The organism is Saprospira grandis (genome assembly GCF_027594745.1).
In the GTDB taxonomy this organism is placed as follows: Bacteria; Bacteroidota; Bacteroidia; order Chitinophagales; family Saprospiraceae; genus Saprospira; species Saprospira grandis.
The window spans coordinates 1,264,562-1,290,425 of the sequence record NZ_CP110854.1 but is presented as its reverse complement, the minus strand read 5'-3'; the positions used below and the strand labels follow the sequence as shown (position 1 = coordinate 1,290,425).

The following is a 25,864-nucleotide window of genomic DNA, read 5'->3' as shown; positions in this document are numbered from 1 at the left end:
AATGTTTTACAGTGGCGCATTCCGGATTTTCTATTTGGTCCTTTTTGCCACAATTGTTTTGTTTATCGGCAATAATTTGGGCTTGTTCAATAATTGGGTGGCCACTTTCTTGGTCGGAACCATTTTGGGCGGTCTCTTAACTTGGGTGGCGAGCATGCTACTCAAGCGCCAACAAAAACGATTGCCTTAGGTCCTTTTGCGGCAAGCAGGCGGCGAAGCCGCCGCAGGCTGAGGGATGGATAGCAGTGGCCGAAGGCCAGACCCAGCTTTTTGAGCGAAGCGAAAAAAGCGCAGGGCCGAGCAGACCTGCGAGCTGCGGCACAGCCCGACCCGACTGAAAGGAGGGGCAGCCCCAAAAAATCAAAATCAAAAACAACCTTGTACGATATCGAGGCTAACAAAAATAGAGCATGTTTAAAATAATCGCAAGAGAGTTCATTTGGCTAATTGTGGCCCTGATCGTCTCGCTACCCATGGCGGTGGTGTTCCTTTGGTTCTTTGGTTATACCAGAGAGGTGGTGAATATGAGTGAAATAGAGCGCAACTGGGTATTCTGGATGTACTTGATTGGTTATTTTACCTCCTTTTTGGGCATCTATATTATGCGTTTTATTGCGCTTTCTATCAAAACACTGACTCAGCCAGAACCTGAGGAGGAAGAAGAATAAGGATTATGATTGATAAAGTTGTCACGGCTGTGGTGGGCGAGCTCAACCGCTTTTTGCAGTCTAAACACAATATTTTAGAGGATAAGGTTATCATTTCGCATTTGGTAAATGCCGATGGCTCGATGGCGGTGCAAGAGGCCGATAAGATCGTGATGACGATCATTAACATTGAGGCTGAGCGGAATAAGAGCAGCACGGCGACTTACCAACCGAATAAGCGAGGGAATTTTACCAAGGTGACGCCCCCGGTTGAAGTCAATATATATATGTTGTTTTCGGCCTATTTTACCAATGAAAATTATCTGGAGGGCCTTAAGTTTGTCAGCTCGGTCATTGCTTTTTTTCAAAGCCGCCAAGGCGTTTTTAATGAGCAAAATACGCCGGCACTTTCGGGCACTCTTACGCGTTTGGTTGCCGAAATGGTATCGCCAGATTTTCGCGATATTTCTAATGTTTGGAATGGGGTAGGGGCCAAGTATTTGCCTTCGGTGCTCTATCGATTCAAAACAATTCCGATTGAGCATAAGAAGCCCGAGCCAGAAATTCCGTCTATTCGCAAGATTTAGGAAGGTTTGGGGCCTCCTGCCTTCGGCAGGCGCTACGTTTACTCCCCTCGGTCGTCGAACTGGCGCCTCTTCGAGGCTGGTTGTCGGGGCTCGTTGTTACTTGCTTCGCTGCGTCGGCTCCCGTTGGTCGGGTTGCTCGGCCGTTATTCCCTTCGGTCATCGAACTGCGGCTTTCAGCCTTGTTGTCAGCGCTGCGCGCTTCGGTCTGGCCTTTGGCCACCCCTACAGATCGCTAGGCCAAATGGGGGCGGCTGTAGTTGGGCTTTGTCGCTTAACTAATGGCAAAATAATATTAGCTGAATCTACGAAAAATGTTAAGTCAACGTAAATTTTAGCTTTTATTAAAAAAAATGAAAAAAAACTGCGAATAAACTTTGCAGACCAAAATTAAATTCTCTAATTTTAAGGGACTTAAAGCAGAAGAGCTTAATGAAGAGACGTAAATTTAGCAGGCGACGGAATCCGATGGAGCATCATATGCTGCTGAACATTCAAACTCGCTACAATCAGCTATTAAACATAGCGATACTGCACGATTACTTTGATGAGCAGATCTGTAAAGATGTAGTTCTTAGTCCTACTTCCGATACGGTTTTTCGCCTAAAGCAAACACAGCTTAAAACGGCCTTTGAGGGCAATAATTTGCTGATTGGTTATGGCGAGACAGTTTCTGGAGGGCCTGCTTTAGAAAGTTTGGAAAAACCTTTAAAGTTGAGTTTTTGGATGAAGGTAGAAGATGCTTTCTTCCTTAACTATACGGGCCTCCCTTATGAGTTTGGTGACTATATTTATCACTTTACGAATCGGGCCGAAGATAAGATTGAAGATGAGGAGGGCAATTTGTCTAATGATGAGTTGGTTTCTGAGATGGATCGCTTACCGCTTGAAGGGCCTGTTTTCCGCTACGAATTTGATGATGAAGAGGAGGATGCGGAAATCGAGGTAGTAGATGAGTTGGGCCAGTCTTATTTCTTTTTGGAGCAGGAAGGTGAAAATGCCCATGTAGATGTGGTCATGCCTGATGCCCCAGCGGGAAAGTATATTTTGCAGCTAGATGGTTTGGAAGAATATACTTTTTATTTGGCTCCTGAGGGAACTGCCGGAATTTGGGGAGTGGTGGATATTTATATAGATAAGGAGGATGACAGCCCTTACCGCTTTTTTGATGAGCAGGGAAAGTTGTTGCCCAAAAGAGAGTATAATATCCATTTTCCAGCTAGGGCTTTACCTTGGCATTACTATATAGTAGAAATGACTGAGGATAAGCAGCACAAAGGACATGAGGCCTACGATAATGGTCGAGCTGGCGAGACAGTAGACTTTGAAGAGGCCGAGGAGGTACTTATGCCTTCTGGCGAACTGGCCGTTTTGGTCAAAACTTCAGAGCCTGTTCCTTTTAAGGAAAAACAGCTGAGTCGCTTTAAGTTACGGACCAAAAGAGGCAAAAATGGAATCGAATGGATTACAGATTTACCCAATCATTCAGCAAAATCAATATTAAAAACAGATTTTAACGTTGAGGATGGTGTATTTTCCGAAATAATTGTATATTTGTAATCAGATGACAAAATAAATTTGTAAATCAATTAAACTTTTCAAAATAAATTAAATCATGGCAAAACAGTATGCAACACCAGGCGTTTATATCGAAGAAAAAAGCGCCTTTTCGAATTCTGTTGTAGCAGTAGGAACTGCTATCCCTGCTTTCATTGGCCACACTGAGAAAGCCGCTGCTGGTAAGCGCGACTTGACCAACACGCCAATGCGCATTACTTCTTTGGTTGAGTACCTATCTTATTTCGGTGGTGCTCCCAAAACTACTTTCAACGTTGATGCTGAAGGCGACAACTACACCGTTTCTGTTGATGGCGGTAACTACATGTTGTTCCGTAGCCTTCAAATGTTCTACGCTAACGGCGGTGGAACTTGCTACATCGTTTCTGTTGGTGGATACAACGACGACGTTTCTCCCAAGACCCTAGTGGGTGCTGAGAACGGCGGTGGTATCACTGCTTTGTTGAAGGAGCAAGAGCCTACTTTGCTTGTAGTTCCCGATGCTATCTCTTTGGAAGAAGGTGACTGTGCTACTGTACAGCAAGCTATGTTGAAGCACTGTGGTGCTGATACTCGCAGCCGCTTCGCTATCCTTGACGTATGGAACGGTAACGAATCTCGCAGCATGCTAGATGATGATGTTGTAACTCGCGCTCGTGAGGCTTATGGCAACAACTTCCTAGACTTCGGTGCAGCTTACTACCCTTGGTTGAAAGCTACTGTTGTTCAAGCTGATGAGTTTGACTACACTAACGTTGCTAACCTAGAAGGTTTCGTTGAACTGCTTAACAAAGAAGTAGATGACAACGTAGCTGCTGGTTTCGTTAAAGCTGAAAAAGGTGAGTTGATCAAAGCTGAAATCGCTAAGATGGCTGACGCTGATGCTAACGTAACTGCTGTACACAACATCATGAAGGCTGTAAGCCCTGTATACAATGATGTATTGGGTCAAATGCGTGATATGTTGAACGTATTGCCTCCTTCTGGCGCTGTAGCTGGTCTATACTCTTTGGTAGATAGCACTGTAGGTGTATTCAAAGCTCCTGCTAACGTATCAGTTTCTTCTGTAACTGGACCTACTGTGAACATTTCTGCTACTGAGCAAGAAGACTTGAACTTGCCTTTGAGCGGTAAAGCAATCAACGCTATCCGTCCTTTCGTTGGAAAAGGTACTTTGGTATGGGGTGCTCGTACGCTAGACGGTAACAGCCAAGACTGGCGCTACATCAACGTACGTCGTACTATGATCATGTTGGAGCAGTCTGTGAAGTTCGCTTGTGAGCCCTTCGTATTCCGTCCCAATGACGCTAACACTTGGATCGCAGTTAAATCAATGATTGGTTCTTTCTTGCGTAGCCAGTGGCAAGCAGGTGCTTTGGTAGGTGCTACTGAAGATCAGGCTTTCCAAGTTGAGGTTGGTTTGGGTACAACTATGACTCCTCAGGATATCCTAGATGGTTACATGAAAGTTTCTGTGAAAGTAGCTATCTCTCGTCCTGCTGAATTCATCGTTATCACCTTCCAGCAAAAAATGCCCGGTGGTGCTGAGTAAGCTTTGCGCTTAACTTAGAGATGACATCTAAAGCATTTAGCCTTTCTCTTGGGCTCAAACGAGAGAGCATCAACATTTTAAATTTAGATCATACTTTTAAACGCCATATATCATGTCTGCAACAACAGAATGGCCACTGCCTAAGTTTTATTTCTCTATCGAGATTGACAATATCCCCAACACTTTGGGCTTCCAGACAATCGAAGGTCTTGAGACTGAGATTTCTGTAATGGAGTACCGCGCAGGTAACTCTACCAACTTCTACAAGACTAAGCGTCCCGGTTTGATGTCTTATAGCAACATCACCTTGAAGAAGGGTACTTTCCAGAGCGATGACTACCTCTATCAGTGGTACAAAGAGCTTTCAGTTGACCACCAACACACTGAGCGCCGCACTGTAATCATTCACTTGATGAATGAAGCTGATGAGATCGTTTTCACTTGGACGCTACTCAACGCTTTCGTTACTAAGTTTACTCCTACTCCTTTTGACGCAGAAGCTGACTCTGAAGTCGCTATCGAAGAACTTGAGTTCTGCTGCGAAGAGTGGACTATGGAAACTGCATAAGCTTAATTTAGCTTAGCAATAAAATAAACCTGGCAGGTAAAAACCTGCTAGGTTTTTTTTGTGCTATTAAGATTTTTTCTTTAATTTAGTAGCCTAAAGCGCTTAACTTATAGCAGGTCTTAACTGCTTGATAATGAAAGGCAGTATCGCTAAGCGCTATTTTCAGGGCATAGGCCCAAAAAAACTTTGCCTTGGCCCTAGTATTTAGCTAGTTAACTTGGGTAGCCGCTTTCTTAAAAATAGATGTTATGAGTTCAGATTCCACAATGACTTGGCCCCTAACGCGCTTTAGCTTTCGGGTGTTTATTGGTCCAATTGAAATGTCTTTTCAAACTGTAGATGGCTTGGAGGCAGAAATTGGGGTGATTGAGTACCGAGATGGTAATTCTCCCTTTTTTGGAAAGGAGCGCATGCCTGGTATGTTACAATACAGCCGCATTACCCTTAAAAAAGGATCGTTTTCTCAAGATGATCAAATGAGCCGATTGTTTGACCAGGTGGCGGTGAGTCGAGAGTATACTTCTCGCCGAACTATTGAAATCCACCTTTTGGACCACAATATGGAGACGCAGTTTATCTGGCGACTCGAAAAGGCCTTTATCACAAAATATATTCCCTCTAACTTTGATGCCGAATCTGAAAATGAGGTGGCAGTAGAAGAAATGGAGTTTGCCTTCCGTCATTTTGAAACGGAGGTGGGCGGTTAGGATAAAACCGCTTAGCACATTAACTTTTAGACCAATCGCTGTAGATAATCCCAATAAGATATGAATAATACCATTAGCCCATTTGAGCGCTTCTTAGATGAAGTCATGAAAGAGGACGAAAAAACGACCTCGCCCATTCCTGCCTTTTATTTTGATGTGCAGATGTATGATCAGAAGCATGAAGGGAATAGCTTTTTGGCGGGAGTTGCTAAAGGGGCTGTAGATACCTTTGTAGGAGGAATGATTGGAGGAATGATGAAAAAGGCAATCAATAAGATAGACGGTGGCGGAGCCAATGGCTTACCTACTCCTGGCGATACCAATATTCATAACTCCTTTATTGAGGTGAGTGGTTTGGAGATTGGTTTGGAGGGAAAGAAGACGTATAATGAGGGGGGATATAATTATCCAATTGACTTACCCGATAAAATGAAAAACTCGGCCATTACGCTAAAGCGCTTGGTGCGCCCAGATGTCATTAAAAGCTCGGATCCTTGGACCAAATGGTGTGAAGAAAGTTTTGAGGCCATGGCTTCTTGGAATGAGCAGATTAAGCTCAAGGGGGTACAGGTAAATGTAATGCACCCAAACTTGACAAAATCTGGAAAGCCGCAAATTTTGATTTCTATGGAGTTTAATTTTGCTTATCCCTCTAAAATGAGCTTGAGCTCGCTCAACTCTACTTCAGAGGATTTGCTGGTCCAAGAAATTGAACTTTCTTACGCTTTCTCTAAGGTGGTGGCCCATTAAGCGAAGCCGTTTTTGGCCTAGCGCTGTGGAAGGGTGGCCCGCAGGGCCAGACCGAGCAAAAGCGAAGCTTTTGCGAAGGGCCGAGCAGGCTTGCGAGCCCTGCAACATAGCGGCGGGCGAAGCCCGCAGGCCCCCAAAAAACTGGCTTAAAAACAGCAAAAAAATATAGAGCTTATGGCAGTAACAGTAAAAGAAATGAATGTCAACACTAATGTGAATGCAGAAAATGGTGGGGGCAAAGGTCAGGGAAAAGGAGATGGAAAGGAACAGGGGAAAGGCATGACCGAAAAAGATAAAGAAATCTTGATTCAGGAAGCGGTGCGCCGAGCAATGGAAGCTTGGGAGTACAAAATGAATCGATAGAATTGACTCAATTAACTAGAAGATAAATAAAGAAAAATGGCAGATTCTCCAGTAAAAGGCATGGGCGAAGGCTATCTGTCGGTACTTGTACTGATTGATGGAACTGAGGTGCCTAAAACAATGGTCGTGGAGAGTGTAGATATTGTTAAGGAGCTGAATAAAATTCCTTATGCTCGTATTACACTCAAGGACGGAGATACTCGGGAGCAAAAGTTTCCTACCTCTGAAGATGCCATGTTTGAGCCGGGCAAGGAGGTAGAAGTGAAAGCGGGATATGGCCCAGGTAAGGAGGAAACTCTTTATAAGGGGATCTTGGTGGAGCACGGTATTAAGCAGTCTAATTATAGTGGTGCCGCTTTGGTACTCAAGTGTAAGGATGAGGCGCTCAAGCTAACGGTTGGCCGTAAAAACAAGGTGTTTTATGATCAGGCCGACTCGGATATTATTTCGGCTGTGGTGAGTGAAGCTGGACTTTCTGCAGATGTGGAAGGGACTTCGGGCACACACAAAAAACTGATTCAGTATTGGAGTACGGACTGGGATTTTATTCAGTCTCGGGCCGATGTGAATAGCTTGGTGACCATTATCAATGATGGCGAAATTACGATTAAGAAACCTACGGTGAGCGAAAAGTCTGAACTGGTCATTTCTTATGGAAATGATTTGGTGGAGATGGATATGAATATCGATTCGACTTACCAATATACGGAGGTGGGCGCTACTTGTTGGAGCCATACCGATTTGGCCATTGTTACGGCCGATGGGGCCAAACCTTCTGTAAATGCTCAGGGCGATTTGGATCCTGGAAAGCTGGGCGCAGTGATTGAACCGAAGAATACGGTCAAAACAACTCCGCCGGTCACTAAGGATGTGATCCAGTCTTGGGCCGATTCGGTTTACCAAAGAGGACATCTTTCTCGCATCCGAGGGAGCCTCAAATTTTATGGTTCTGCTAAGGCGGAATTGGGTAAAACGATTGAGCTATTTGGCTTTGGAACTCGCTTTGTTGGCGATGCTTATGTTAGCCGAATTCGCCATACGGTCATGAAAGGCCAATGGTTGACCGAGGTGGGCTTGGGCATGGATCCCCAACCTTATATGGAAGCTAATATTACGGCTAGCTCTCGGCCCGCAGGCGGAATGTTGCCCGCTATTCATGGGCTTCAGCATGGGGTGGTCAAGCAAATTGACTCGGATCCCGATGGCGAATTCCGCGTCCTCATCAATATCCCTATTATTGATGACCAAGCTGGAGAGGGCGTTTGGGCCCGTATGGCGCATTATTATGCTACCGAAGATTGCGGTTTTGTTTTCTATCCCGAAGTAGGGGATGAGGTGGTGGTTGGCTTTTTCAACTCAGACCCCACCTATCCGGTCATTCTGGGCTCTATGTATAGTAGCGGCAGAGGAATCACGACCGAGGAAACGCATATTCCCGCAGACCCCAACATCTTTAAGGCGATTTCTATCAATAAGGGGAAAACCCGGATTGAACTTCAGGATGATCCAGGCAAAAATATTGTCAAGATCATTACGGAAGATAAGATGATTATCGAGCTCAATGATGATGAAGATACGATCCTGATTGAAGACCCCGTAAACGTCAACAAAATGTTGATGGATAAGAACGGGATTCTCTTCGAGACCGATGGCGACTTTGTCGTTAAAGCCAAGAAAAATATTAAAATGGAGGCCGACATTAACATCGAGACTAAATCAAAGTCCGATACCAAAATGGAGGCGGTCGCCAACTTCTCTATTAAGGCCCTAGCCGTTAAAGGGGAAGGCTCTACCACTATGGAACTCAAGGGTTCTGCCTCGGCCAAATTGGAAGGGGGCGGACTTTGCGAAGTCAAAGGTGGTGTAGTAAAGATTAATTAAAAGTATTAAAATCAATAAGTTATGGGAATGCCCTCTGCTCGAATTGGCGATATGCACGTTTGCCCCGCCGTTTGCCCCGGTCCTTCACCTCATGTGGGTGGACCCATTGTTAGCGGTGCCGGTACCGTCATGGTTACCGGAATTCCTGCTGCCCGCCTTGGCGATTCTGCCGTCTGTGCTTGCGCAGGCGATTCGATTGCCTCTGGCTCTGGAACGGTCATGATTGAGGGGAAACCCGCTGCCCGTATTGGCGACTCTTGTGGCCATGGCGGTGCTGTAGTTGCTGGTGCTCCTACTGTATTGATTGGGTAGTTTTTGGGGCCTCCGCAGCAAAGCTGCGGCGCTATGCTACAGGGCTCGCAAGCCTGCTCGGCCCTTTAGCCCTGCGGGCTTCGGTCTGGCCCTTCGGCCCCCCCTTCCGCAGCGCTAGGCCAATACAACTGCCCGCTCCGCACTTAAGATAAATAGTTGATCCCAATTTTTAGACGATAAGAAATTTTTAAGCATGTCAGACGATATCCAAAAATCATTTTTAGGCTCAGGCTGGAGCTTCCCGCCCCGCTTTAGCGACTCTACCCGCGGAATTGTGATGTCTCAAGATGAAGAAGATATTAAGGAATCCCTTAATATTCTTCTCTCTACTCTCCCCGGCGAACGAATCATGAACCCTAGCTATGGTTGCGATATCCATAGCCAAGCTTTTCAAAGTATCAATAACGCTACCCGAATTCGAATTCAAGATCTCATCACTACCGCTATTCTCTACCACGAACCCCGTATCCGCCTCATCTCTGTAGATGTAGACGAAAGCGAGCAGCTCCGTGGCCGAGTTAATGTTAATGTGGTCTATGAAATTAAGGGCGTGAATGCTCGTAATAATATGGTCTATCCCTTCTATCTCGCAGAAGGTACCGAACTCTAGTTTCCTTTAGACCCCCACTACTATCACTATCAGAACAACAATAACCATCTCTTAAGCGCACCTTAGCATGAGTACCAAAAAGAATAAATCTAGCCTGTCCTGGAATGGCGTAACGCAGAGCCAACGATTGCTCAAAGCTCTCATCCCAGAATATATTAAGGTAGATGAACGCTCTACTAGTGACCTCCTCGCCTTTTCTGCCAAATATGCCGAAATGGTCCAGTTTTATGACCAAACAAACTCCCCCGCAGGAGATTGGTCGCGCTTTTTGCGCAATGACCTCTCGGTTTTCTTGGCCTCTATTATCGCTACCGATCTTAAAAAAATTGAGCAGGAACACGCCAAATATATTACCGAGCTAGAAAATGCCGCCCGTACCGCAGGCCGCCTAGATGCGCTTAAGGCCCTCTATACGCAGGTGTTCGATATGGCCAAACAGTTTAACGACTGGTATGTGCATGCCCTCAAAATGAATACGCTGCAACCCGGCGATACCGATGAACTAGAGAACGAATTAGAGAACGCAATCAAACAGCAACTCTCTTCTAACTTAATCGAACTCCTAGAACAAGATCGCTTCCTCGAGTTTCACCAAACAGGCATCTATAGCCCCAACGAAATCGAAGAGCATTTTCATAGCATCTGGTTCCCCTCCAAAAAGTTGCTCTCTGCTCGCGCTATCGAAGTAGAAGACCCTCGAGCTAACTTCAAAATTCAAGATTATACCAAGAAGATCCGACTACAGTTCCGGACCTTCTATAGCGTGCTCTCTTATATCGTACAAGAAGCACCAAAATATCTAGAGAAATCACTCAAAGAAAAAGATGATCACCGCCCCGATTTGGCGCTCTTTATCGCTTTCGTGAAACTCTTTAAACATAATCAGGACCACCTCAATACTCTCACCGAAAAGCATCTCGATTTCTATTATTACGATGTGCTTAAAATGCAGGAAAGAGGCTTGCAACCCGATCAGGTAAATGTCTATTTTAACCTGGCCAAACATATTGATAGCTTTTTCCTCCCCGCAGGCACCCTTCTAGATGCTGGCGTCGATGAAGATGGTAAACCCATCCGCTATAAAACCGATTATGGCATCGAACTGAACCAAGCTAAAGTGGATGCAGTGAAGACGCTTTTTGTGAGCAAAAACCCCAAAATCGGTATCGGGAGCTCTTATCGCCTTATCACAAATATGTATGCCGCCCCTGTAGCCAACTCTAGAGATGGCCTAGGCAAACGCTTTATCAATAATGAAGAGGAATGGCCCGCCTTCGGAGAAGAATTACTCGAAAAAGCTTCCGATGAACGCCAAATGGTCTATGCCGAAGTAGGCTGGGCTATGGCCGCCCCTATTCTCGAAATGGAAGAAGGCCACCGTAGTATCAAGTTGCGCATGCGATTCGATAAGTCTTCTATGTATACCCTAAATCTTCTGATTAAGGATATTAGCCGAAATCAAGGCCTATCTAAAGAAGATGCCTTCTCTAAGGTCTTTAAAAATAGCCTAAAATTAGTCCTCTCTGGAGAAGAAGGTTGGATCGAAGCTAAAAGCTGCGAACTCCTTCCCCCAGAAAACTGGAATATTCCCGAGTTTAGCCTGCTCGCTACCGTATCCGCCAATGCCCCCGCTATCGTGGGCTATAATGCCGATGTCTTAGGCCCCGATTTCGATACTAGCCTTCCCGTGATGAAGGTCCTTCACCAAAATGAAAATGTAACCTATTCTTACTCTTTCCTTAAAGAGCTAAGCCTAGAACGCATTAACATTGATGTTGAGGTCAAAGGAATCAAACGCCTAAACCTAAGTAATGAATACGGCCAACTAGAAGGCAGTATCCCTTTCCAAGCTTTTGGCCCCACGCCTAAGCTAGGCTCTTATCTCCTTATCGGAAAAACCGAGCTTTTCAAAAAGGAATTGACCAACCTCAAAATCAATATCAATTGGCATAATCTACCCGATAATACAAAAGGCCTCCGTGGCTATTATCGAGAGTATGGCCTCGGTATCCGCAATGAAGATTACCGAATCAAATTGTCGGCCCTCCGAGAAGGAGAGTTCTTCCCCGAAAATAAGAATAATGTCAAGGAGTATTTCCTCTTCGAACAAGATGAAGATAATGTGCATGGCATTAGTAATGCTACTTGCCTAGATAATATCGATCTCAAACTCTTTGACCTAGAACCACAGGCCAATCTCAAACAGATTGATACTTATACCAGCGAAACGCAAACCGGCTATTTCCGCATGGAATTGACTAACCCGCCCTCTGCTTTCGCCCACGATGAGTTTCCAAATCTTTACGCCGATGTGGCTGCCCATAATGCAGACCCCAAAACTAAGGAGAAAAAGAAACTCCCCAACCAACCTTTTACTCCCGTTATCCGAAATATGAGCATTGACTATACCGCTACGGCCCAAGTCAATATCATGTCTATCGGTACCGTAAATAGCTCTGGCGGTGTGGTCGAAGAGCTGTTCCATATCCACCCCTTCGGTGTGATGCGCAATTTCTCTCAAGGCCGCCCAATTAAACCCACTTTGTTGCCCGCCTACGATGAAGATGCTTACCTCTTCCTCGGAATCAAGGATTTTAACCCACCCGCTACGCTCTCTATCTACTTCGAACTCAAAGAGAATCAAGACTATTTCTCTATGATGAAGGGCCGTAGTAGCGAAGCCAAACAGGCCGAAATCGTTTGGAGCTTCCTCGTTAATGACGAATGGAAGGAGTTTTCTCAAACCCAAATCCTAAACGATACCACCAATTTCTTTAATAACTCCGGTATTATCACCTTCGATATCCCCAGAGATATTTCAGATAATAATACCATCTTCGATAAAGGAAAGTTCTGGCTGCGCGCCTCTCTCCGTGGCGACGCTAGCCGTATGCCTACCGTTTTACACCTCTCTACCCAAGCCATTTCGGCTACCTGGGCCGGAAACCCCGAAGAGGAGGTGAAACACTTGGAAGAAAAACTGCCCGCCAATAAAATTAAAAATTTGGCCAGCCCATTGGTCCAAATCCGATCGGTCCAACAACCTTTTGGCTCTTTTGAAGGCCGACCCGGCGAAAATAAAAAGGAATTCTATACCCGCAGTAGCGAACGCCTCCGCCATAAAGGTAGAGCCGTCTCTGCTTGGGATTATGAACGCCTGGTCCTCGACCAGTTTCCCGATATTTTCCAAGTGAAATGCGTAACGCATATCGGCAATGAAGAGTTTGTCGAAAAAGGACAGGTGGTCCTCGTGGTCGTACCCAGAATTAAGGCCTCTCACCAAGGCCGCCTCCCCATGGTGAATAACGCTACCCTAGAGGCTATCCGAGATTATCTCATCCCCCTAGCTTCGCCTTTTGTCGAGATCAAACTCCGTAATCCTATCTACGAAAGAGTAAAAGTGGCCGGCGGTTTGCGCTTCCAAAAAGGCATGAACAACGGTACCTTCCTCAAAAAGTTGAATAAGGATATTATGGACTTTGTCTGCCCCTGGATGTATGGCGGCCAAAGAGAACTCGAACTGGGCGGTACTATCGCCAAGGATGTTCTCCTTAGCTTTATCGAAAAAAGAGAGTATGTCGATTTTGTCACTAAGTTTTCTGCCGTTCAGGTCTTCCCCAGTGGCGAAGGCTTCGATGTAGGCGATACGGCTATCGATACCTCTTCTTCGCCCTTGCTCAAGGCTACCACGCCTTGGTCGGTCCTCATTCCTTTCGAGAAAAACCCACTTTATCTCCTCGACGAGGTGGCTTTCCAGTCTCCTGCCAAAGCTGGCCTAGACAATATGATGCTCGATGGCGACTTTGTAATGACCGAAGAGCGTGAACTAGACGATTAAACAATCGTGTAAAACATAACTGATCAGGCCCAGAAGTCCACGCACTTTTGGGCCTTTTTTAGTGCTACAAGGTCCATTTTTTGGGGCCCGCGGCCGCCCTTTATAGCGGGGCGGCCGCCGCTATGCTGCGGGGCTCGCTATTCGCTCGGCCCTTCAGCGCTTGCAGCGCTTCGGTCTGGCCTTCGGCCACCCACTCCGCAGCGCTGGGCCATGGCTCGCTGCGCTCGCAGGCGGCTGCGCCGCCTCGCCAAGCCCTAAAAAACAATAAATAAAGGCGTTATTAAGAAAATCTAAATTATAAAATCGTTTTGACTGCGCCTTTTCCAAACAATTTTTTAAATTTGATGGCATTCACCCGCCTTTCCATTTAAGTTAAAGTATCCAACTCAATGGCTTTACTCACGCGTAGCACACTCAAAAATCTGTTCAAAAGGGGCATGGTCCCCACAGAAGTGAACTTTGCCGACCTTATCGACTCTACCGTCAATAAGGTAGATGACGGTTTCTCTCAAAGTTCGACTGAGGGCCTTATGTTGGCCACTCAAGGCCCAAATAAGCGCTTGATGAGCTTCTATGAAAGCATCCGAGACCCTCAGGCCTCTTTTAGCATCTCGATGAATCCCACTCCACATAGTGAAGGGCTCAGCTTTAATGATAGCGAAAATGAAACCCTTCTTTTCTTGCGAAAGGGGGGGGAATGTAGGTATTGGGACCAGCTTGCCCAACTTTAAGCTAGAGGTGAATGGCATGCTTGGAGCAAATGGTCGAGTCGGCACTTTTATTCAAGGAGAAATCCCCGCCGATGGCCGCTGGCACCCTATCGTTTCAGATTTGGAGGGCGTTCAGGCTTTTGAAATTATTGCCCATGCTGCTGGCCGAAAGAAAAGAGCTAAATATGCCCTTACTTATGCAATTGCCACGGCTACTTATGGCCAAGGAGTGGTCAAGCATGTAAAGGCGAGTTATGGTTTGCTTTGGCGGAAAATCAGCTTCCGTTGGACGGGCTCAGAGACTAATTTCCGACTAGAAGCAAAAACAGCTGGAAATTATGGTTATCTGGATAAAGAAGAAAAGAAACAGGCGGTGCTTCGCTTTTGGGTATCTAAGCTCTGGGATGATACGAGTATGATGCCTAAGGGCCAATCTACAGCCATGAATTTAGACGATGATGCCGATGAATAAGGCTTTGTTGTCCTATAGAAAAGAGCCACTGAATATATATTCAGTGGCTCTTTTTTTGGCCCTAGCTTGGGCGCTGTCTTCTACAGGCCCGAAGGGCCGCAGGCCTAGCGATGTGCAGCAGTGGCCGTAGGCCAGACCTAGCGGGCGAAGCCCGCGCAGGGCCGAGCAGACTTGCGAGCTGCGAAACGTAGCGCCTGCCGAAGGCAGGAGGCCCCAAAAAGATAAAAAAAGAGCAACAGAAATAGTTTCTATTGCTCTTTAGCGTTTGAAGGCAAACCTTTTAGTCCTTAATAAAAGGGTAATCTTCTTGGATGTACATATCCTCGTACAACTGTTCGGGCTGGGGGAGGGGAGACTCCTCTGCAAACTGAACAGCGGCCTTGACTTCCTCCTTGAGGCGATTTTGAATTTCCTTCAATTCTTCCTCTGTAATCATTTTATTTTCTAGGAGTGTATGTTCTACGCGGCCGATGGGGTCTTTCTCCTTATATTCTTTCTCTTCGTCTTTGGTCCGGTATTTAGCGGGATCAGACATAGAGTGGCCTTTGTAGCGGTAAGTTTCGATTTCGAGCAGCATAGGGCCGTTACCTTGGCGGATATAGTCGATGGCCTCGCTCAATTCGTTGTGGAGCACTTCCACATCCATGCCGTTAATGGCTTTATTGGGCATTTTGTAGCTTTCGCCCAAGAGGTGGAGATTGGTCACATTAGAGGTACGTTCTACAGAGGTACCCATAGCGTACTTGTTATTTTCGCAAATAAAGAGCACGGGAAGTTTCCAGGTCATGGCCATATTAAAGCTCTCGTGCAGGATACCTTGGCGAGAGGCGCCATCGCCGAAGAGGGCGAGGGTCACATTATCATTGCCTTTATACTTATCGGCAAAGGCGAGTCCGGCACCGAGGCCAATTTGGCCACCGACGATACCGTGGCCGCCATAAAAATTGCGTTCGGCATTAAAGAAGTGCATAGAGCCTCCTTTACCTTTCACATTGCCGGTAGCTTTACCGTAGAGTTCGGCCATAGTTTCGTTGGCGGAGATGCCAGCGGCTAGGGCCATACCGTGTACGCGGTAGGCGGTAATCCAAGAGTCTTCTTTGCGGCAGGCAGACTGCATAGCGGCGTAGATGGCTTCTTGGCCAATACAGAGGTGGAGGAATCCACGGATTTTTTTCTGATAGTATACAATATTACACTGCTCTTCAAATTTGCGTGTGAGATACATCAATTCGTACCAAGAGAGGTACTGTTCTTTTGAAAATGCAGGCTTTTTTTTGCGCTTAGCCATATTCCTGAAGTTTTTATCTTAAAGAATTGGTTTGCAGTATTTTGAGCGGTTGAGAGGCTGAAAATGCTGCTTTCCAGGGCTAAGATACTAATTAAAGTAGGAGGTCAAAATTAAATTTTGCGCAAAAGGATAGATTTTTTTTGAGGGAATAGTTTAGTGTTTAGTTGCCTAGGGTAGACTTTTGGTACCGTTTATTTGTTCTTGCTGTTTGGGCTTTTGATTTTTGGCTGGGAGAGGAGTTGGGGGCTTTAGTTTTTAGTTGAGGAGCTCTAAAGGGCCAAGCGACTTATTTTTAGCCTAGGCTTGGGCGGCAAAAAGCTAGGTTTAGGCCTTAAAAAAGGGGAGGAGGAGAGGCGACAAAAGTAAAGTTAGAAAGAAAAAAGGCCCTTTGGATTTTAAGGAATAATTAAGGAGGGGTTTTATTATTCTGGATAATTCGCTTATCTTAAAGCTGAATAACATACTACACTGAGAAGAATCATCTAGGCAACATTATTTTGCCAAAACTTCCCCAAGACTAACACTATATATAAAGTATGGCATCCTTTGAAATTTTAACTAAGGAACCTTATCCTGGACTGCGCCCTTATGAGGCCAAAGAAAGAGAGCTTTTTTTCGGAAGGAATAAGCAGCTCGATGAATTGTTGCGTAAGATTCGCGGCAATCGTTTTTTGGCATTGGTAGGAGGAGCAGGCGGAGGTAAGTCCTCGCTAGTTCGTGCGGCCTTGGTCCCAAAACTAAAAGATGGTTTTGCGGGGCAGGCGGGGCAAAACTGGCGAATTGCGGTTTGTCAGCCTGGCAACAATCCGATTGGAAACTTGAGTCGTCAGTTGGCTTCTAGAGGGGTCTTGCACCCTGACAGTAAAATGGACCCTAACTACCCGGCTATTGTAGAGAAAAGTCTGCGCCGAGGAAGTTTGGGTTTAGTCGATGCTTATAAAGATGCGGATGTAGAGCGAGCCAATTTGATGGTGGTCATTGACCAATTTGAAGAGATTTTTGCCTTTGCAAAGACTTCTTCAGCCGCTCAGGAAGATGCGGCTACCTTTGTCAATTTACTGCTCAATGCATCTAGGCAGCGCGAAGCGCCTATTTATATTGTATTGACTATGCGCTCGGATTATATTGGGCGTTGTACGGATTTTAGAGGCTTGCCCGAGGCGATTAACGATGGGCAGTTTCTGATTCCAAAAATGAAGGTAGAAGAGCTCAAGAAGGTGATGATTATGCCGGTTAAGGCTGTGGGGGCAAGCATTGCTCCAGACCTAGTGAGCCGGATGATTGCTGATATTGGAGAAGACTTTGACGATTTGCCTCGTTTGCAGCATTTGATGATGCGCGTTTGGGACAATTGGGTGGAGGTCGATTCTGACCCTAGCCTTCCTTTGGGGATTAAGCATTATGAGAATGTAGGGACCATCAAGGAGGCGCTTTCTGTGCATGCCGAGGAGGCCTATAATAAGCTTAAAACAGAAGAGCAAAAAGTTACTTGTCAACGAATGTTTCGGGCGCTTTCTGAGCGCAATGCCGATGGTTCGGCTAGCCGTAGGGTAGCTACTGTAGGCGAACTTTGCAAGTTGACGGATCAAAGTATAGAGAGTTTGGCTCCGGTTATTGTGGCTTTCTCTCGTTCGGACCGCCGCTTTTTGCAGGCGCCCCCAAATCGGGATGATTTGGAGCTAGACACCGTAATTAGTATTACGCATGAAAGCTTAATTTCTTATTGGGACCGTTTGGCGCATTGGGCCGAAGAAGAGCATGAGGCAGCCGAAACCTATACTCGCCTATCTACTGCGGCCGCTCTTTACTTTGAAGGAAAAGGCGCCCTTTGGGTAGAACCCGAATTGAGTTTGGGCCTCAAATGGTATGAACCCCATACCTATGATGAGGAGCACCCCGATCGCCTAGCGCCTACCAAGGCTTGGGCTTCTCGATACAATACTACTTATGATGAAACGATTGACTTTTTACTGAAAAGTCATGAAGCTTCAGATAAAAAACTTAGAGATAAGAAGGAAGATGATGACCGCAAACGGAAAACCCGTATGCTGATTACTTATCTTTCTTTGGGCTTTGGCGCCATCTGTCTTATTCTTTTGCTTTTGGCCGGTGTGGCCCTAGATAGTGCCCGCCGATCGGCTCAGGTGGCTGGCCGCAAAGAAAAAGAGGCTCGCCTAGCTGCTTATCAGGCAGAAATAGCCAAGCAAAGAGCCAATGAGAGTCGCTATATGGCCAAGGTAAATGCCAATCGTGCCCAAAGAGAAAGTTTCTTGGCCCGTCAGGCTACCGAAAAAGCGATTCGCTCTTCAGATATTGCTGAGTTGAAGTCTAGAGCCGCCAACCAAGCTCGCTCAAAGGCTCTAATCGCTCTGGATACGGCAGAATTGGAACGCCAAAGAGCAGAAATTGCTAAGCTCAAGGCCGAACAAGCTCGCCGAGATGCCATGAAGTCAGAACGCAGAGCCCAAGAAGAACGCCTTAAGGCGATTATGACAAAAGGCCTTTCTTTGGCCCAGTCTGTAGCGGTAAAGTCTTGGAAAGTAGAAGAACCCGACCTAGAAGCACTTTTGGCGAAAGAAGCCTTTGAGCTGAATCGGGTAAATGGTGGAAAAGAACATGATGCCTATATCTATGAAGCCCTTTATAAGGCTATAGATAAAATGCAAGGGGTAGGAGATAACCCAGACTTTAATAGTTTGAATGTAGCGCCTGATGGCCTCTCTCACCTTGGTGCCATGCGCTCTATTGTGGTCTCTACCGCAGAAGGAGAATTTGACCAAAAAGTTTATACTACTGGTTCTGATGGCTGGCTGTTTAAATGGCCTCTACAGGTTTTTGATAGCAAAGAGGAACAAAGAACAGCAGGCGCTCCGCAGGTGCTTACCCGCAACCGCAACAACCGAGTTTATCGTTGTATGGATATGAATGCCGAAGGAAAGTTCTTGGTCCGTGCTGGCGATGAAGATTATATGGAAATTTGGGATGTGGCCAAAGAAGAACGCATGCTTAAGGTAGACGTTCACCGTGGCCGCCGCGTTTGGGACCTCGCTTTCTTGCCTACGGGTAATGCCGTGATCTCTGCCGGAGATGACCGCAGTATCAAGTATACCAATATGAAAGGAGAAGTAACTCCTATTGTAGAACGTACGCCTTACCGAGTGACTTCTATTGCCGTTTCTGCCGATGGACAACATGTGGCTGGCGCTGGAGGATCTCCTGATGTTTCTATCTGGAACATTAAGTCAGGCCAAGAGGATTTTAAACTAGAAAATCCCTACAACAAACGCAATGCTACCGCTGTAGCCATTAGCCCCACTGGCCGATTTGTTGCTGTAGGCTACCAAGATGGCTCTTTGCTCATCTTTGATATCTATCACTACAAAAATGGTCTAGACCAAGACGGTAACCGCTATATTCCCGAACGCCTCGTTTATCATAGCGCCAAAATTAGTGACCTCAGCTTCTCTGATGATGGAACTATGCTCGTGGTGGGTAGCCTCGATAAAAGAGCTACACTTTGGCAAATCTGGAATCAAGCTTATGAGAATTATGATAATGAAGAGGAGTTCCCCTTCAAAGATCCTAAGTTCCAGCCCGTTCGCCTAGAAGATCATGAAGATTGGGTCCTTTCTGTGGCCTTTACACATGATGGACAAAAAGTCCTTACCGGCTGCGCTAATGGAGAAGTGAAAATCTATGAGGTGGATATGTTCCGCTATGCTAGCCAACTCTGCGCTATGGTGCGCCGCAACCTTTCTAATAAAGAATGGAAGAAATATATCGGTACAGATGATCCCGAAAGAGATCCACGTAACCAACGCCTGTATATTATTACTGCAGAAGGCGAACGCGTTCCCCTTTCTACCTGTGGTAATGAATATCAACAAGGGGACTAATACAATAATATACCTCTAAAGATAGAGCCAGGGGAGGGCTAGCCGGGCTAGCTTTCCCCTTTTTTTAGGCTTTATCCACTCCTTTGCCAAGCCCAGAGGCTTGCCGTCTCCAAAATGAGTTCGAGTTTAATAATTACTAATTCGCTTTTTATTATGAAACTAAAATTGCTTTGGGCCGCTGTCGCCCTAGCCCTCAGCCCTCAAGTCTTATCTGCACAATCACTAGACGAGGACCTCTGTAATGACCATTTAGATGAGGCTAAAAGAGCCTATGAAGAAGGGCAGCTAGAAGAGGTGGGCGACCTGATCCGAGATTGCCTAGCGAATAAGAAAGCTTTTCCCGTTAAAGCAAAAAGAGAAGAAGGGTATAAGTTACTGACCGAAAGCTACCTCTTCCGTAATGACCTAGATGATGCTACCCGATCCTTTGAAGAACTCCTCAAAATTAACCCCCTCTATGAGGCAGATTCGCTGAATCCCAATAATTCTTATGACCTGATTTATCTCTCTAGAACGTATAGACATAAACCGCTGGTCTCTATTTATGGAAATATTGGCGCCAATAATACTCGCCTGCAAACGCTAGAAACCTATAATGTAGATAACAATAATTATCGAGCAGAAAATTATAACCAATTTGTACTGGGCTTTTCTGGCGCTATCGGTGTAGAAATGCCTATCTGGAGAGACTTTACGCTCGCTCTAGAAGGTAATTTTGCCCTCAGAAGTTATCGCGCTATCGATAGTATGTTCCTCTCGGCAGGTTTGCAAAACCCCGCCCAAAATACACTGCAATACTCTAGCCTGCAGTTTGATGAACGACAGTACTGGATCGATATTCCCCTAATGCTACGCTATGAGCACTATTTCAAACGCTACAAAAAGGTCATCCCTTACGCTTATATCGGTGGAGCACCCAATTTCTTGCTCTCTGCTAGTGTGGTCAATATCCAAAGAAATACAACCCGAGAATCTGATGGTGGTGGAGCCGTAGTCGGTGGCGAACGTAGCTTCGTTATTGCCGGATCTGGCCTCTCTGCCGAAACTCAAGCCGGAGAAGCCGACCGCCTCTCCCTAAGAGAAGGCTTTAATGTCTCTCTACTCGCTGGCGCTGGCGCAAAAATTCGCCTAGGACACGATTTCGTTATTATCGAAGCCCGATACAACCGCTTTTTGATGAATTCCGTCAATAGAGAAAATCGCTATAGCAATCCAGAATTGCTCTACGAATATGGACATGTAGATAATGACTTCCGTATGGATAATTATTCACTAACTATCGGCTTCGAAAAGTCTTTCTACAAACCCAGAAAAAAACGACAGTACAACGAAGTTTATATCAATCGCCGACTCAATAAAATTATCAAGAAGGAAAAACGAAATGCTAAACGAACTACAGACTCCGAACTAAAACGAGAACTCAATAGCTTCGTTCGCGAACTCGAAAGAGATCAACCCGGTATCATCGAAGATGTTCGCCGTGGTCGCGCTAGCTCTAAGGTGATTGACGAAATCAAAGATAAAGCCTCAGATATTAAAGGGAATTAACTTTTCACCTAAATTAGAAAACTATGATCAATAAGTATTTCTTCGCTAGCTGTATGCTCCTGCTACTGGGCCTTAGCGCTTGCAAAAAAGAGAATATCTCTCCCGCCAATCAAGAAGATGCTTTCGTTAAGTACTACGGACATGTAAATGACCAAATCGGAAAAGACGTTAAGGAAACAGCCGATAAAGGCTTTATTATCCTTGGCTCTTCTAACGCTTTTGTCAATTCCGCTAGCTACAATGACTTCTACCTCATTAAAACAGATTCTCTGGGCAATGAGGAATGGAGCAAAACTTTTGGCGACGAAAGTAATGGCTATGAAGAAACCGGCCACCGCGTGCTGGTCCTCTCCGATGAGTCTGGCTACCTCGTAGCCGGTAACCGAACTACCGTGGTGACGGTGGGCGGCCAATCTACCCTAGATGCCACTTATATCGTGCTCTATAAATTAGACCTAGAAGGAAATGTGGTCTGGGAAAAAGTCTTGCTCAATGGCGCTACCCTAGGCTCTTCAGAAATTTATAAGGACTTTGTCTATGATATTAAGGAACTTCCCGATGGGGGCTTTGTCTTGGCCGGAGAAACGACCGATGTCTATATCGGTAAACCCGAATACCAAGATTATCAGGCCCTAGATAAAACAGATGTGCTCCTTATGCGCCTAGACCTAGATGGCAATATCATCTGGCGCTCTGTCCGTGGATTTGTCGGTGAAGATCGCGCCGCCTCTGTAGAGGTTCTCAATGGCGCTTATGTAGTCACCGCTACCGCCGAAAAACGAGATGAGGAAAACGGGACACCCACCAACCCCAATTTTACTACCGATATTCTCGTGATCCGATTCCGCGCCTCTTCGGGTAGCGAGGTCTCTCAACAAAGTTTTGGCGGCCAAGATATGTTTTTGGTGGCCGGCGGCTCTTGCTACGATTCGCTAAACGCCAGAATTACGATTCTGAGCCATGTCGAAAATAGAGACCCCACTAGAAATGAAGTGAATGAAGGCGATCTCCTCCTCCTTCAAGTCGATGAGGGCGTAGGAGAAATTCAACGCCGATATCTAGGTAAAACAAATGGCGGCTTTAGCAATACTAGCGAGGATCTCCTGGCCGGAAGTATCGCTTTGGTTCCCTCCGATGTCTCTGGAAGTGAACCGAGCTTTGTCATCAGTGCTGTCTACCAATACGATGATGCCAATTTTGGCGATGAACTCGTTATGGCTAAGGTGGGCCCCAATCTTACCCCAGAATGGGATGGCGAAATTCGCCAATTTGGCCGCGCTTCTGTCAATAATGGTAGCCAGGCCCTAGCCGGTAACCAAGCCGGAACGGTCATGCCTATCCGCGAGTTGGTGCCCGGTACCACCCGCCGAGAACTCAAGGGCTATCTCATGACGGGTACCATGAATGTGGCCACCAACGCCATGGTTTGCCTCATCAAAACCAATAATGAAGGACTGCTTACGCCAGTAGATTAGGCTATTTTGGGGCTGCCCCTTCGCTTCGCTACGGGTCGGGCCATTGCGCAGCTCGCAAGTCTGCTCGGCCCTGCAGCGCTTTCAGCGCTTTGGTCTGCCGCCTGCGGCGGCCCTGCTACAGCCCCTCAGCCGCGTCGCTGCGCTCCTTTGCGGCGGCTTCGCCGCCTGTAAAACGCAGAAAATTGGACCAAAAAAAGGCCGTTTTCCACTCAGGAAAACGGCCTTTCTATTTTCTTAATTCCGTTATTCATTACAATTGCTAAAGCCTAAACTTTGGCAAAGCTCCAACAACTTCTCTCGGCCCAATGCACTATAACCAATCGGTTGGCCCTCGGCCAATAAGGCCTCTTGTACCGGAATCTGCGGCCCAGCCACCTGCTGATTACACTGAAAACAAATACTCACTTGGCCCACAGGCTCATCGGCTGCATTGTAGAAAACAAAGCCCAAACGAGGATAAAAACAACGAGTGACCGAGCCCCCATAACTGTTTTTACTATTCAAAGTACTGAGCAAAAGCTTTTGCTGCTCCTCCGTGAGTTCTTTTTCTGCCTTAACAGAAGGGTGGAGCTCCCCATTTTTATTCAAAATGTAGTCGCCTTGCATGCTTTCATAATCATAGGCTACTACTTTGGCAAATTCTTTTTCAGGAAAACTAGCCAGCTCATCATTTGTAGATGATTTGGGGGTAGATTGGCAAGAAACAAGACTAAGGGCCAAAAGGCCCAAAAAAAAACTGTAAATTTTCATAGGACAAAAGGGTTGGGGAATAGCTAATTTGTGAATTGAATGAGTACTAAAAATGGGGTTTTTATAAAGATACAACTATTTTGTCAAGCCCCCGATTTTTAAAGAACGTAACTTTTTGCAGAAATGTCCTTTTCTAGAAAAAGCAGCTTGCTTAATTTAGCCCAATAAACTAAGCGTCAATTGGCCTAGGGATGGATAGTGGTGGCCGAAGGCCAGACCCAGGCGCTGCAAGCGCCGCAGGGCCGAGCAGACCTGCGAGCCACGACACAGCCCGGCCGCCGAAGGCGGCAGGCCCCAAAAAATAAAAATCTTAAAGCATATGATGAAGAAAATTGTAGCCGCAGCTAGTATCCTGCTTTTTATGGCTTGCCAAGGCGAGGAGCAGACTCAAAAAAATGAAGGGCCAAAAATCTGGAAAACAGAACAGCAGGCCGATTTATTGATGGAATACCAATTTGATACCATCAAGCAGCAAAAAGAAGGGGTTTATAAAGAATATAGCCTACAAGAGGGCAAAAAAGTCTTGCTTTTGGAGCGCAAAATGAAGGCGGGCCTAAGTGTTGGCGAAGAAAAACAATATCATCCGAATGGGAAACTGGCCGCCCGTTTTCAGTATAATGAAAAAGGGCAGGAAGATGGGCCCCTAAGCTATTATTACCCCGATGGCCAACTGAAACAGGCCGGCTATTATAAGGAGGGCGTTTTGGATGATAGCCTGAAAACCTACTACCCCAATGGGCAACTCAAAGAATGGGTGATTATGCGCAACAATGAAGCAAATGGGCCCTTTGCAGAATTTTATCAGAATGGACAGCCCAAAGCCAAAGGGACTTATCTGGGAAATTATGAGCATTGTGAGCTCTGGTTATATGCCCAAGATAGTACAGGAAAACTACAGTCTAAAATGCTTTGTGACAGTCCATTAAAGACCTGCGCCACCTTTTGGAAAGCCGAAGAAGGCCAGCTAAAAGGCATCAATGATTTGGCAAAAAGTACAATTGACAAAATGCGGCCGCAGTGCGAGCCCCTAGAATAAGAATAAAAAAAGGCTTCCTTGAGAAGCCTTTTTTTATTAAATTGAGAGAGAAACCACTAAATCAGAAATTTTATGCTAGCAGACCCTCAAGAAGAAGAATGGGCAGCCCTCTTAGAAGAGCGGATTAAGCCCAAGTTAAAAAGCCTGTCGCTACAGCTAAAACTGAATAGCCTCAAGGTACAGCTCCGCAAAGGAAAATTAAGCTTAAATGAAGCGAGACAGCAGCTTTGGGCCTATTGTGCCAAAAATGAAAAAATGTATGCTGCCGACCTTAAAGCTATTTTTAGACATTAAGCCCCCCCCTTCCCCATGAAAAACAACCAACTGGTTTCCCCCGAAATTTGTGCCCAATGGATTACAGAAGGCCGAACCTTAATTGTTGCCGCAGATGGACCAATTTTGAACACCCTGCCCAAAGGTAACTGGATCGGTGGCAGCATTCCCTACTTTATGACCGAAGAGGGCGGTACCTTGAACCGAGAGCAGGTTTTTGTGACAGATCTGACGACTGAAATTCAAGATTTTAGCATTAAGGCCTATGGCGCTCAAGAATTGGAACAAATGCTAGATGATCGTCCAGAAAATGGCTTTAGCTATTTGCTGATGCCCGCTTTTCAGGAAGTACAGGCCAATTATGCCTTGCAAATTAGCCAAAACCCAAAGCTATTTGATGTGCCTACCCTAGGTTGGGTAACGGGTATTGTTTGGGGCGAGGCCGCTCAACCACTAGTGGTGAATGGCCAAAATGGAGCGGTCTATACGGACCAACTTTTGGCCCTGCACGCCCAACTTGCTGCAGACCAATATGCGGAGCTCTCTATTGTGAATATCTATGAACAAAACGAGGGACCCCAAATCCAATTCCTAGAAGATGGCTATCAGGTAGAGGATTGTTTAATTGATGGCGAAAAACAAAACTTTTTGAGCTATCTCCAAGAGCATCAAATTAATATGGAGTACCCCTTGGTCGGAGATTTTGGTGGTGCCCAACTCAATACCTCTATCTATCAGGCAGAAGAAGCCGCCACGGCCGTCAGTTTTGCTGCTCCCGTTTTTCAAAGCCAAACTTACCGCTTTGCCAAAACCATAGAAAACCGACAAGCGGCTTTTAAGGCCAAACTGCCCCCAAAAAACGAAACGACCTTAGTCGCCTACAATTGTGTAGCTAACTTTATGCAATTGGGCGGAGAAGAAAACTATACTCAAGGCTACCATTACCCCTTCACTTTTGGCGAAATCGCCTATCTGGTCCTGAACCAAACGATGGTCATTCTAGATATCAAAAAATAGTAGTTGGCCATGCATATCTTAACCGCTAAC

At 45.9% G+C, this 25,864-nt stretch carries 23 protein-coding genes; 21 read left to right on the top strand and 2 right to left on the bottom strand.

The window, feature by feature from the left end; all coding sequences use genetic code 11:
* Position 1 precedes the first annotated feature (1 nt).
* The 15 genes from OP864_RS05065 to OP864_RS04995 all read left to right on the top strand — a co-directional run bounded on the left by OP864_RS05065 (position 2) and on the right by OP864_RS04995 (position 14,551).
* On the top strand, positions 2–190 hold the full coding sequence (locus OP864_RS05065) for a hypothetical protein (protein WP_270100198.1): 189 nt from the start codon (positions 2–4) through the stop codon (positions 188–190).
* A 220-nt stretch (positions 191–410) separates the two neighbouring features.
* Positions 411–668: a hypothetical protein gene (locus OP864_RS05060; RefSeq protein WP_270100197.1), complete on the top strand. Its 258-nt coding sequence runs from the start codon at positions 411–413 to the stop codon at positions 666–668.
* A gap of 5 nt (positions 669–673) precedes the next feature.
* Positions 674–1,234 carry a Pvc16 family protein gene (locus OP864_RS05055; RefSeq protein WP_015691696.1) on the top strand — a complete coding sequence of 187 codons (561 nt, stop codon included), beginning with the start codon at positions 674–676 and terminating at the stop codon, positions 1,232–1,234.
* Between the two features lie 429 nt (positions 1,235–1,663).
* Positions 1,664–2,791 carry a hypothetical protein gene (locus OP864_RS05050; protein ID WP_270100196.1) on the top strand — a complete coding sequence of 376 codons (1,128 nt, stop codon included), beginning with the start codon at positions 1,664–1,666 and terminating at the stop codon, positions 2,789–2,791.
* 55 nt (positions 2,792–2,846) lie between these two features.
* Positions 2,847–4,340, top strand: a complete 1,494-nt coding sequence (locus OP864_RS05045) for a phage tail sheath family protein (protein WP_270100195.1) — start codon at positions 2,847–2,849, stop codon at positions 4,338–4,340.
* 112 nt (positions 4,341–4,452) lie between these two features.
* Positions 4,453–4,908, top strand: coding sequence for a phage tail protein (locus tag OP864_RS05040; protein WP_002657742.1), 456 nt, complete (start codon positions 4,453–4,455; stop codon positions 4,906–4,908).
* Positions 4,909–5,156: 248 nt separating this feature from the next.
* Positions 5,157–5,615 carry a phage tail protein gene (locus tag OP864_RS05035; RefSeq protein ID WP_002657740.1) on the top strand — a complete coding sequence of 153 codons (459 nt, stop codon included), beginning with the start codon at positions 5,157–5,159 and terminating at the stop codon, positions 5,613–5,615.
* A gap of 60 nt (positions 5,616–5,675) precedes the next feature.
* Positions 5,676–6,365 (top strand): phage tail protein, encoded by a 690-nt coding sequence (locus tag OP864_RS05030; RefSeq protein WP_270100194.1) that lies wholly within the window; start codon positions 5,676–5,678, stop codon positions 6,363–6,365.
* Between the two features lie 174 nt (positions 6,366–6,539).
* Positions 6,540–6,728 (top strand): DUF5908 family protein, encoded by a 189-nt coding sequence (locus tag OP864_RS05025; protein WP_270100193.1) that lies wholly within the window; start codon positions 6,540–6,542, stop codon positions 6,726–6,728.
* Positions 6,729–6,764: 36 nt separating this feature from the next.
* Entirely contained in the window at positions 6,765–8,609 is a 1,845-nt protein-coding gene (vgrG, locus tag OP864_RS05020) for a type VI secretion system tip protein VgrG (RefSeq protein WP_270100192.1), read from the top strand.
* Positions 8,610–8,630: 21 nt separating this feature from the next.
* The gene (locus tag OP864_RS05015) at positions 8,631–8,921 is read left to right on the top strand and encodes a PAAR domain-containing protein (protein ID WP_002657733.1); all 291 of its coding nucleotides are present in this window, start codon (positions 8,631–8,633) and stop codon (positions 8,919–8,921) included.
* Positions 8,922–9,114: 193 nt separating this feature from the next.
* Positions 9,115–9,531, top strand: coding sequence for a GPW/gp25 family protein (locus tag OP864_RS05010; protein WP_015691689.1), 417 nt, complete (start codon positions 9,115–9,117; stop codon positions 9,529–9,531).
* Positions 9,532–9,598: 67 nt separating this feature from the next.
* A complete protein-coding gene (locus tag OP864_RS05005; RefSeq protein ID WP_270100191.1) occupies positions 9,599–13,369 on the top strand; it encodes a baseplate J/gp47 family protein in 3,771 nt (1,256 codons plus the stop codon).
* Between the two features lie 389 nt (positions 13,370–13,758).
* Positions 13,759–14,100, top strand: a complete 342-nt coding sequence (locus tag OP864_RS05000; RefSeq protein ID WP_270100190.1) for a hypothetical protein — start codon at positions 13,759–13,761, stop codon at positions 14,098–14,100.
* Positions 14,033–14,551, top strand: a complete 519-nt coding sequence (locus OP864_RS04995) for a hypothetical protein (protein ID WP_270100189.1) — start codon at positions 14,033–14,035, stop codon at positions 14,549–14,551. The genes OP864_RS05000 and OP864_RS04995 overlap by 68 nt, the downstream gene beginning before the upstream one ends.
* A gap of 280 nt (positions 14,552–14,831) precedes the next feature.
* Here the strand turns inward: OP864_RS04995 and pdhA are convergent, their stop codons facing one another.
* Entirely contained in the window at positions 14,832–15,839 is a 1,008-nt protein-coding gene (pdhA, locus tag OP864_RS04990; RefSeq protein WP_270100188.1) for a pyruvate dehydrogenase (acetyl-transferring) E1 component subunit alpha, read from the bottom strand.
* 536 nt (positions 15,840–16,375) lie between these two features.
* Here pdhA and OP864_RS04985 point away from each other — a divergent pair.
* The 3 genes from OP864_RS04985 (at position 16,376) to OP864_RS04975 (ending at position 22,758) form a co-directional block, all read left to right on the top strand.
* Complete coding sequence (locus OP864_RS04985; protein WP_270100187.1) at positions 16,376–19,735, top strand: WD40 repeat domain-containing protein; 3,360 nt, start codon at positions 16,376–16,378, stop codon at positions 19,733–19,735.
* A 153-nt stretch (positions 19,736–19,888) separates the two neighbouring features.
* The gene (locus OP864_RS04980) at positions 19,889–21,283 is read left to right on the top strand and encodes an outer membrane beta-barrel protein (RefSeq protein ID WP_270100186.1); all 1,395 of its coding nucleotides are present in this window, start codon (positions 19,889–19,891) and stop codon (positions 21,281–21,283) included.
* A gap of 23 nt (positions 21,284–21,306) precedes the next feature.
* The gene (locus OP864_RS04975) at positions 21,307–22,758 is read left to right on the top strand and encodes a hypothetical protein (protein WP_270100185.1); all 1,452 of its coding nucleotides are present in this window, start codon (positions 21,307–21,309) and stop codon (positions 22,756–22,758) included.
* Positions 22,759–23,001: 243 nt separating this feature from the next.
* Here the strand turns inward: OP864_RS04975 and OP864_RS04970 are convergent, their stop codons facing one another.
* Positions 23,002–23,508, bottom strand: coding sequence for a hypothetical protein (locus OP864_RS04970; protein WP_270100184.1), 507 nt, complete (start codon positions 23,506–23,508; stop codon positions 23,002–23,004).
* A 319-nt stretch (positions 23,509–23,827) separates the two neighbouring features.
* On the opposite strand from OP864_RS04970, the gene OP864_RS04965 reads away from it, so the two are divergent.
* The 3 genes from OP864_RS04965 (at position 23,828) to OP864_RS04955 (ending at position 25,834) form a co-directional block, all read left to right on the top strand.
* Positions 23,828–24,544, top strand: a complete 717-nt coding sequence (locus OP864_RS04965) for a toxin-antitoxin system YwqK family antitoxin (protein ID WP_270100183.1) — start codon at positions 23,828–23,830, stop codon at positions 24,542–24,544.
* Positions 24,545–24,616: 72 nt separating this feature from the next.
* A complete protein-coding gene (locus OP864_RS04960) occupies positions 24,617–24,838 on the top strand; it encodes a hypothetical protein (RefSeq protein WP_015691677.1) in 222 nt (73 codons plus the stop codon).
* Positions 24,839–24,853: 15 nt separating this feature from the next.
* A complete protein-coding gene (locus OP864_RS04955) occupies positions 24,854–25,834 on the top strand; it encodes a DUF6976 family protein (RefSeq protein WP_270100182.1) in 981 nt (326 codons plus the stop codon).
* Positions 25,835–25,864: the final 30 nt, after the last annotated feature.

Excerpts from the sequence above, each read along its gene's own strand:
- OP864_RS05065 (WP_270100198.1), top strand. The coding sequence starts at position 2 with ATGTTTTACAGTGGCGCATTCCGGATTTTCTATTTGGTCCTTTTTGCC.
- OP864_RS05060 (WP_270100197.1), top strand. The coding sequence starts at position 411 with ATGTTTAAAATAATCGCAAGAGAGTTCATTTGGCTAATTGTGGCCCTG.
- OP864_RS05055 (WP_015691696.1), top strand. The coding sequence starts at position 674 with ATGATTGATAAAGTTGTCACGGCTGTGGTGGGCGAGCTCAACCGCTTT.
- OP864_RS05050 (WP_270100196.1), top strand. The coding sequence starts at position 1,664 with ATGAAGAGACGTAAATTTAGCAGGCGACGGAATCCGATGGAGCATCAT.
- OP864_RS05045 (WP_270100195.1), top strand. The coding sequence starts at position 2,847 with ATGGCAAAACAGTATGCAACACCAGGCGTTTATATCGAAGAAAAAAGC.
- OP864_RS05040 (WP_002657742.1), top strand. The coding sequence starts at position 4,453 with ATGTCTGCAACAACAGAATGGCCACTGCCTAAGTTTTATTTCTCTATC.
- OP864_RS05035 (WP_002657740.1), top strand. The coding sequence starts at position 5,157 with ATGAGTTCAGATTCCACAATGACTTGGCCCCTAACGCGCTTTAGCTTT.
- OP864_RS05030 (WP_270100194.1), top strand. The coding sequence starts at position 5,676 with ATGAATAATACCATTAGCCCATTTGAGCGCTTCTTAGATGAAGTCATG.
- OP864_RS05025 (WP_270100193.1), top strand. The coding sequence starts at position 6,540 with ATGGCAGTAACAGTAAAAGAAATGAATGTCAACACTAATGTGAATGCA.
- vgrG (WP_270100192.1), top strand. The coding sequence starts at position 6,765 with ATGGCAGATTCTCCAGTAAAAGGCATGGGCGAAGGCTATCTGTCGGTA.
- OP864_RS05015 (WP_002657733.1), top strand. The coding sequence starts at position 8,631 with ATGGGAATGCCCTCTGCTCGAATTGGCGATATGCACGTTTGCCCCGCC.
- OP864_RS05010 (WP_015691689.1), top strand. The coding sequence starts at position 9,115 with ATGTCAGACGATATCCAAAAATCATTTTTAGGCTCAGGCTGGAGCTTC.
- OP864_RS05005 (WP_270100191.1), top strand. The coding sequence starts at position 9,599 with ATGAGTACCAAAAAGAATAAATCTAGCCTGTCCTGGAATGGCGTAACG.
- OP864_RS05000 (WP_270100190.1), top strand. The coding sequence starts at position 13,759 with ATGGCTTTACTCACGCGTAGCACACTCAAAAATCTGTTCAAAAGGGGC.
- OP864_RS04995 (WP_270100189.1), top strand. The coding sequence starts at position 14,033 with ATGAAACCCTTCTTTTCTTGCGAAAGGGGGGGGAATGTAGGTATTGGG.
- pdhA (WP_270100188.1), bottom strand. The coding sequence starts at position 15,839 with ATGGCTAAGCGCAAAAAAAAGCCTGCATTTTCAAAAGAACAGTACCTC.
- OP864_RS04985 (WP_270100187.1), top strand. The coding sequence starts at position 16,376 with ATGGCATCCTTTGAAATTTTAACTAAGGAACCTTATCCTGGACTGCGC.
- OP864_RS04980 (WP_270100186.1), top strand. The coding sequence starts at position 19,889 with ATGAAACTAAAATTGCTTTGGGCCGCTGTCGCCCTAGCCCTCAGCCCT.
- OP864_RS04975 (WP_270100185.1), top strand. The coding sequence starts at position 21,307 with ATGATCAATAAGTATTTCTTCGCTAGCTGTATGCTCCTGCTACTGGGC.
- OP864_RS04970 (WP_270100184.1), bottom strand. The coding sequence starts at position 23,508 with ATGAAAATTTACAGTTTTTTTTTGGGCCTTTTGGCCCTTAGTCTTGTT.
- OP864_RS04965 (WP_270100183.1), top strand. The coding sequence starts at position 23,828 with ATGATGAAGAAAATTGTAGCCGCAGCTAGTATCCTGCTTTTTATGGCT.
- OP864_RS04960 (WP_015691677.1), top strand. The coding sequence starts at position 24,617 with ATGCTAGCAGACCCTCAAGAAGAAGAATGGGCAGCCCTCTTAGAAGAG.
- OP864_RS04955 (WP_270100182.1), top strand. The coding sequence starts at position 24,854 with ATGAAAAACAACCAACTGGTTTCCCCCGAAATTTGTGCCCAATGGATT.